The sequence below is a fragment of the Streptococcus cuniculi genome (assembly GCF_004570575.1).
GTDB classification, from domain to species: domain Bacteria; phylum Bacillota; class Bacilli; order Lactobacillales; family Streptococcaceae; genus Streptococcus; species Streptococcus cuniculi_A.
The window spans coordinates 1-7126 of the sequence record NZ_SPPD01000034.1 but is presented as its reverse complement, the minus strand read 5'-3'; the positions used below and the strand labels follow the sequence as shown (position 1 = coordinate 7126).

7 protein-coding genes are annotated in these 7126 nt (G+C 41.5%); all 7 read left to right on the top strand.

The window, feature by feature from the left end; all coding sequences use genetic code 11:
- Nucleotides 1-2109, top strand: a 2109-nt coding sequence (locus E4T82_RS11760) for an SspB-related isopeptide-forming adhesin (RefSeq protein WP_135182956.1), incomplete at its 5' end; no start/stop codon positions are given.
- A gap of 173 nt (nucleotides 2110-2282) precedes the next feature.
- Complete coding sequence (locus tag E4T82_RS11755; protein WP_135182955.1) at nucleotides 2283-2549, top strand: YdbC family protein; 267 nt, start codon at nucleotides 2283-2285, stop codon at nucleotides 2547-2549.
- Nucleotides 2539-2760: a hypothetical protein gene (locus E4T82_RS11750; protein WP_228065158.1), complete on the top strand. Its 222-nt coding sequence runs from the start codon at nucleotides 2539-2541 to the stop codon at nucleotides 2758-2760. The genes E4T82_RS11755 and E4T82_RS11750 overlap by 11 nt, the downstream gene beginning before the upstream one ends.
- Nucleotides 2761-2775: 15 nt before the next feature.
- Nucleotides 2776-3525: a hypothetical protein gene (locus E4T82_RS11745; RefSeq protein ID WP_135182953.1), complete on the top strand. Its 750-nt coding sequence runs from the start codon at nucleotides 2776-2778 to the stop codon at nucleotides 3523-3525.
- Between the two features lies 1 nt (nucleotide 3526).
- Nucleotides 3527-3889, top strand: a complete 363-nt coding sequence (locus E4T82_RS11740; protein ID WP_135182952.1) for a PrgI family protein — start codon at nucleotides 3527-3529, stop codon at nucleotides 3887-3889.
- Nucleotides 3864-6215 carry a VirB4-like conjugal transfer ATPase, CD1110 family gene (locus tag E4T82_RS11735; protein ID WP_228065157.1) on the top strand — a complete coding sequence of 784 codons (2352 nt, stop codon included), beginning with the start codon at nucleotides 3864-3866 and terminating at the stop codon, nucleotides 6213-6215. Before E4T82_RS11740 ends, E4T82_RS11735 begins: the two co-directional genes overlap by 26 nt.
- A gap of 19 nt (nucleotides 6216-6234) precedes the next feature.
- On the top strand, nucleotides 6235-7126 hold an 892-nt coding region (locus tag E4T82_RS11730; protein WP_135182950.1), incomplete at its 3' end, for a hypothetical protein.

Below are 7126 nucleotides of genomic sequence, written 5' to 3'. Positions count from 1 at the left end.
GCAGGGACACTCACCTCAAGCAAGGCTTTGATTAGTCTCTCTCGTATGACCTTTAAGGACAATCCAATTCCAGATATTACACCTGAAAAACCAGATTTCCAACCAGAGAAGTTTGACTTGTCTGAAGCGAAGTTTGACATCACGGGAAACAAACTCATGGATGATGATGATGAATTGAAAGATGAGTACACAGACACCCATAAAGACCCGTATGCGGACAAGGTGGACAACAACGAACCACAGAACTTGAATACCAAGGTTGTGAAACGTGGGGACAAGCTCTTCTACCAGCTTTGGCTCGATACCAACGACTTTACTCCAGAGCAGCTGATTCAAACAACAGGCTTGACGGACAGCTATGATGTCAAGCACCTAACCTTAGATATCAAGAACATCAAGGGTTATGATGGCAAGACAGGTGAAGAGGTAACGAAACTCTTTGATGTAGAGGATAAGGACGGAAAACTGACCATTCAAACCAAGAAGGACTTGCTCAAAGACAATGTACTCGATACAGAGCGCTTTGCTTTTGGTCGTTACTACAAGTTTGACATTCCAGTAACGGTGAAAGAGGATGTGGAAGACGGGGTGGATATTGAAAATGTTGCCAGTCAATTTGTGACAACGGTCAATCCAGATGCCCCAACAAATGGTGATACACCAAGAGATGATCCAACGAAAACGGATGAAAAGCCAACTCAAAAACGGGTCAATAAGGTAAAAAGTCCTAAAAAGGTAGATTTCCAACCAGAGAAGTTTGACTTGTCAGAAGGTCAATTTGATATCACAGGAAACAAGCTCATGGATGATGATGATGAGGTGAAAGATGAGTACACAGACACCAATCAAGACCCGTATGCGGATAAAGTGGACAACAATGAACCGCAGAACTTGAATACCAAGGTCGTGAAACGTGGGGACAAGCTCTTTTATCAATTGTGGCTCGATACGAATCACTTTACACCAGAGCAGCTGATTCAAGCAACAGGCTTGACGGACAGCTACGATGCCAAGCACCTCACCCTAGATATCAAGAATATCAAGGGCTACGATGGCAAGACAGGTGAAGAGGCAACCAACCTCTTTGATATCAAAGACCAGGACGGGAAACTCACTATTCAAACCAAGAAGGACTTGCTCAAAGACAACGTACTCGATACAGAGCGCTTTGCCTTTGGTCGTTATTACAAGTTTGATGTTCCAGTGACCGTCAAGGAAGATGTTCCTGCAGGGACAGCTATCGAAAACACCGCTCGTCAATTTGTGACAACGGTCAATCCTGAAACAGGAGACCCCAATAAGCCATCTGAAAAACCAACTCAAAAACGGGTCAACAAGGTGAAGGAAAATAAACCAGAACCTCACAAGTTTGTCCTTGATAAAGCAGGGGTGGACATCAAAGGAACGAAATTGTTAGATGACGATAGTGAGTTGAAAGATCGCTATGCAGATACGAACAAAGGCCCGTATGCGGACAAAGTAGATAACAACGAACCTGAAAATATTAATACGGCAGTCCTCAAAGCTGGCACAACGATTCATTATCAGGTCTGGGTGGATACGACACCGTTTGACAAAGAAAGTCTACTTCAGACCATCGGGGCAGAAGACGACTATGACGAGCGTTATGTGACCATCGACACCAAAGCGATTAAGGTCTATAACAAGTCTACTGGTAAGGAAGTGACAAGCCAGTTTGATATTGAGAATAAAGATGGGAAGATTACCGTTCTACCAAATGATTCGGTCAAGAAGACACTTGGTCAAATCAAGGTACTCGACACCTCTAAATTTGACCTAGGGATCTATTATCAAGTCGAGATTCCAGCGACCATCAAGAAAGATGTTCCAGCGGGAACGGACATTGAAAACACCGCTAAACAAGTGATTGTCGATAAAGACGGTAAGAAAGAAGAGCTGATTACCGAAAAACGGGTAAACAAGACTCCTAAAGAGGAACAAGCAACAGGAAGGCTTCCTCGGACTGGTGAGAAAGCAGGACTTCTCTACACGTTGTTAGGTGCTCTTCTTCTAGCAGGCCTTGCGGAAGGAAAAACACGTTTGTTCAGTAAACAGATGAAAAAAGCCTTGAAGCGGGTGTCAAGATAGGGTGGAAGACCTTGCATCAATCACGATGATACAGTATACGGAAGTCTAGTGACTGTAAGACACAAATTCTTCTGACTGTACTCACAACTTACAGTTCTTGTCTTTCTATACTGCCACAAGCATAAATGGTTCGTCATTTGTGCTTTTTTCTGTTTGTAAAGGAGTAAAACAAGATGACAGAAGACACAACTAATCACTTTACGTTTCAGGTCATCGATCGAGTTGCCGTTTTATCAACGGACTCGAAAGGCTGGACAAAGGAATTGAATCTTATTTCCTACAATGAGAAACCCGCTGTATGGGATATCCGCAAATGGAGTCCAAACGGCAAAATGAGTCGAGGGATTACCCTCAAAAACGAAGAATTAATAGCTTTGAAGGAAGCCTTACAAACACTAGAAATGGAAAAAGGAGAACACACACATGGATATGGCCGTTAAAATTGTGACACTAATTGGAGGTTTGATGTCTATCTCAGGTCTTTTTTGGATGTTATTTGGAGTGTACGAAGTATTTGCAGGACGTAAGAATAAACGACCTGAACAACGTGATCAGGGACAAGAGGGGATTATCAATGGTTTTGCCCTATCAGCCTTTTCGGCGACCATTACGGCAGCGATTGTAGCAGCGATTCGAGCAATCAAATTTTAAATAAGGAGGGCTGATATGAAACTAAATGTTTCAAGCCTTATTAAGACACTTGCAGAGTACAATCCTATTGTCAATCAAACAGCTATTGCGATGAACAAGGCGCTCCTTGTTCTAGGCAATATCCTATTGTCTATCTTTTTACTAATGGAAATGATGAGATGGTATGAGTTGATAGGAAGTACGAGTAAAAAGCTACCGCAAAAACTATGGCTTGAAATTACCTTTAAATATCTAGTCTGCTGGTTGCTCATTCAACACTCTGCGAATATCTTAGATGGGCTGATGTGGCTACTGGACAGTGGCGCCCACCTGATTTCTAAGGTTGTCAAAATAAAAGATTATAGCTACACATTTGATATTGGACACACAAAAGGAGTCGCAAAGATTATCTTAAACTTGATTGGTGGAACAGTGTCACTCATTGCGAATACGATTGCTGGGTTACTGATTTTTATGCGCTATGTCGAACTCTATTTCTTAAAAGTTTTAGCGCCTGTATTGTTAGCTTGTCTGGTCAATGAAACTGTTCGTCCGATTGCCATTACCTTTTTGAAATATTTTTCATCCTATGTCCTCATTGCCTTGGGACTCAGTATTATCTCGGCCATCTATACAGCTCTATCCCCCACAAACTTCTTTGCGGCTATTGTAGAAGTAGAAAAAATCCCGTACGGAGTAGCACTCGCTTCCATTTTCGAAGGGGGGATTTATATCGTTGCAATTGTCAGTGTCGGACGAATAATGAGACAGTTATTGGGGGTATAAGATGAATAAATTAGGCTCAATCTTTTTGAACGATTTTATCAAAGAAGAAAAGCCAATTCTTTTCCAATTAACAGGAAGAGGGCTGTTGTTGCTATTCGGAGGTATTTTGACTCTTGGTGTGACAACGTTATTATTTTTCTTTGATTATCCAGATTGGTTGGTTTTTGTTATCTCGGCAAGTCTATTATGTCCAACGATGATTATTGGACTAAGTATTGATAAACGTTTCTCTTTATCAGAGCGTTTTTATTTTTTTCTTTTGACAAAACGTAGACTTTACCAAATGGAAGACCAGAATAGAAGGGAGTACCATTCTAGTGACTTTATTCAAGCAAAAAATGTCAGAGAAACTGACCAAATCTGAATTGGCAAGAGCAGAGCGATTAAAACGCCAGATCAAGCCAACTACTCAAAACACCTTGGCTTATACGAGCCTGTTTCAAGGAGGGCTCATGCACATTGTAGGGGATAGCTATTCAACCACTTTCCGTTTAGGAGAGGTTTCATATCTTGCGGCTGAATATGAACAACAATTGACCATTGGAGAGGCACATGCCAAAGCTTTTAATGCCATTGATGCAAGCTCTAGTTTACAACTTCTCATTCTCAATAAAAGAGTGAAAGAAGACGTGTTGCGTCAAGTTCTTTATGAAAAAAACAATGATAGTAATGATGACTATCGTGCCGAACTAAATGCCCAAATCCAAGAACGCTTTGATATTACAAGCAATAATTTTGAAATTCGGAAATACATGACAATTTCTCAAGAGGCAATTGACAAAAAACAAGCCCAGTTGGCGTTACAAGATGTAGGCGTGACACTTGAAAATATTTATAAGACGATTGATGTATCGTTTCAGCCACTGACGGAGATGGAACGCCTCTCAGTATTTTCGGAGATTCTAAATGGAGTAGAGACCTTGCCCTACACGTATCATGATTTGCGGATTTCAGGTCTCACTAGTAAGGATTTTATTGCACCGGATTTAATCGAATTTAATCGAAAAGATATCAAAATCAATGAGATGGTTTCAAAGACCTTATATATCAAATATTATCCGAAATCAATGGAAGACGATTTGATTAAGGAATTAACCTCTGTAGGGCTTGAACTAGCTATCTCGATTCATGCGACCGCTTATGATACCGAAGAGATTATTGAGGATATTGAAGAGGCGCAAGCTGAGGCCAATGTGGAACAGATTCGGTCTGCGAAACGTGCCGCAACTTCCTATATTCCAACGGAACTAGTGCTAGGTTCTCAAGTTTCAGATGATTTTGAGGAAGCTGGAAACTGGCGCAAAGAAGTGAAAGATCGAGATCAGAAGATTTTTAGAGGATTGATTCTAGTTTACTTTAAAGCCAATAGCTATGAAGAATTAGCCTTGCATCAAAGTAAAATTGAACGAGCAGGGCGCAAGGTGGGAGTACGTTTTGGGGAAATCTATTACCACCAAGAAGAAGCTCTCAATACGGTTCTTCCAATTGGGAAAAACTATTTAGATCTTCACCAGAATGTCCGCATCAAGAAGGTGTTTCCCAGGAGCATGACGACGGCCAACCTTGCCACTCAAATTCCTTTTTCATCTATCGATTTTATTTCAAAAAGTCCTGATGCTCGCTATTATGGCCAAAATCAAGCCTCTCACAATATCATTTCAATAGATCGAAAGAATGACCTCCTTTCTGCAAGTGGTGTGATTATGGGGGCGTCAGGTTCAGGGAAATCGGTAGTAGCCAAAAACGAAATCATCTCTACCCTCTTGAAATACAAGAGGGACAAGGTGATTGTCATCGATCCCGAGGCAGAATATTTAGATATCGGTCGAGAGTTTGGGGCTGAAATCATTGATATAGCGGTAGGAACAGACACCTCTTTTAACCTGATGAATATTCCTGATAAGGAGAAGTTGTTAGAGGACGATAAAGATCCTGAAGGTGCCAAATCCAACTTCCTTGTTACGTTGTTTACTAGTCTCCTATCGGATTTTGGAGATGAGACGATTTCTCTCATTGACCGTGTGACCAAACTCACCTATAAACGGTTTGAACAGCCGACTCTCAAAGAGTGGTATAGGGTACTCAGTAAACAGGAAGAGGCAGAAGCAAAACGGCTAGCCTTGAAGTTAGAAATCTATACGCTGGGAAGCTATGACATCTTCTCAAAACAGACCTCGGTGAATTTAGACAATCGTTTCATTATCTTTAATTTGCAGCGCTTATCAGGGCAACTCAAGCATTTTGCTTTGTTGGTCATTCAAGATTTCATCTGGAATCAGGTTGTCGAAGCACGAGCAAAAGGGGAGAAAGTCTGGTTCTACTTTGATGAGCTACAGCTTTACTTTGAAGAGGACTACCAAGCTACTTATTTCAATCATTTGTGGTCTCGAATCCGTAAATACGGCTGTATTCCAACAGGTATTACCCAGATGCCCGAAACTCTAACAGGTTCACCACAAGGACGGAAACTCTTAGGAAATAGTCACTTTAAAATATTGCTCAAATTAGAGGGCTTAGCCCTCAAAGAGGTAAAGAAAGTGGTGAAACTAACGGAACAACAAGCTCGCTATGTTGAGCGGCCAAAGGCTAAGGGAACAGGCTTGATTGTGGCAGGTGACATCGTAGTACCCTTTGAAAATCCTATTCCAAAGGATTCCAAACTATACCGTCTCATTGCGACTGATGCCTGATGAATAGAGAGGAGAGGGTATGGACGAGAAAAAAACGATAGAACTTGAAACGGACAAAACTCAGCTCATTAGTTCGTCATCAGAGCGTAAAAATATCTCCTTGTCTCACCACAACTGGAAGAGAATGAGGACAACTACTAAGGCCTCATTTCTGAAAAAAGTATCAGTAGATGATGTAAAGAGAGCAGTAGAGCGACTTCGTAAGAAAAAAGGGAACCCCGTGCCCGCTTATCAGAAGTCAAAGCAAGTGTCTTCCAAAGTTTTCCCTAAGACAGAAATGATTGCAGGTGATGTAGAGCAAAAGGATGAAGTAAAGAAGCCTTCTTCTGTTAAACAAACAGGGCTGGTTAAATCGACATTGGCGCAACGATTGAAAGTGGAATCTAGTCGTGTAACGGATGACCTATTGGCTCAGGAGGATAATCTACAAGAGATTGTAGAGATGAAGCGACAGATACAAGAAGGAAGTGAGAGGTTATATCCTATCCAAACTAGTCTGGCTTATGTCAAATCAACGCTGTCTACTGTCGCCAAATCACAGTCCTTATCAAACTCCAGTAGAACAAATAAAATTCCAAAGAAAAAGCCCGTCTCTTCTTCGAAACAACAGAGACAACGAAAATATGCCCCAAGAGCATGGATGGGCTCTGTTAAGAGTGTTCTATCCACTAGTGTGGGGAAATGGACTCTATTTGCGGGTGGAGGAGTCCCATTATTGCTGATAGTGATAATAGGGGTATTCAGTCAAGTATTTCCCATCCAGAGTGAGTATGACTTGAATGAGACCTATCTCTATATGACCCAGCTAGACCGCAAGAAGTCCAGTGATACAGTCGAGTATTATACAAATTGGGAAGACCCGCTCCTTTACCTTCACTTTCACTATGAAGCGATTCATGAAGATCCAAGGT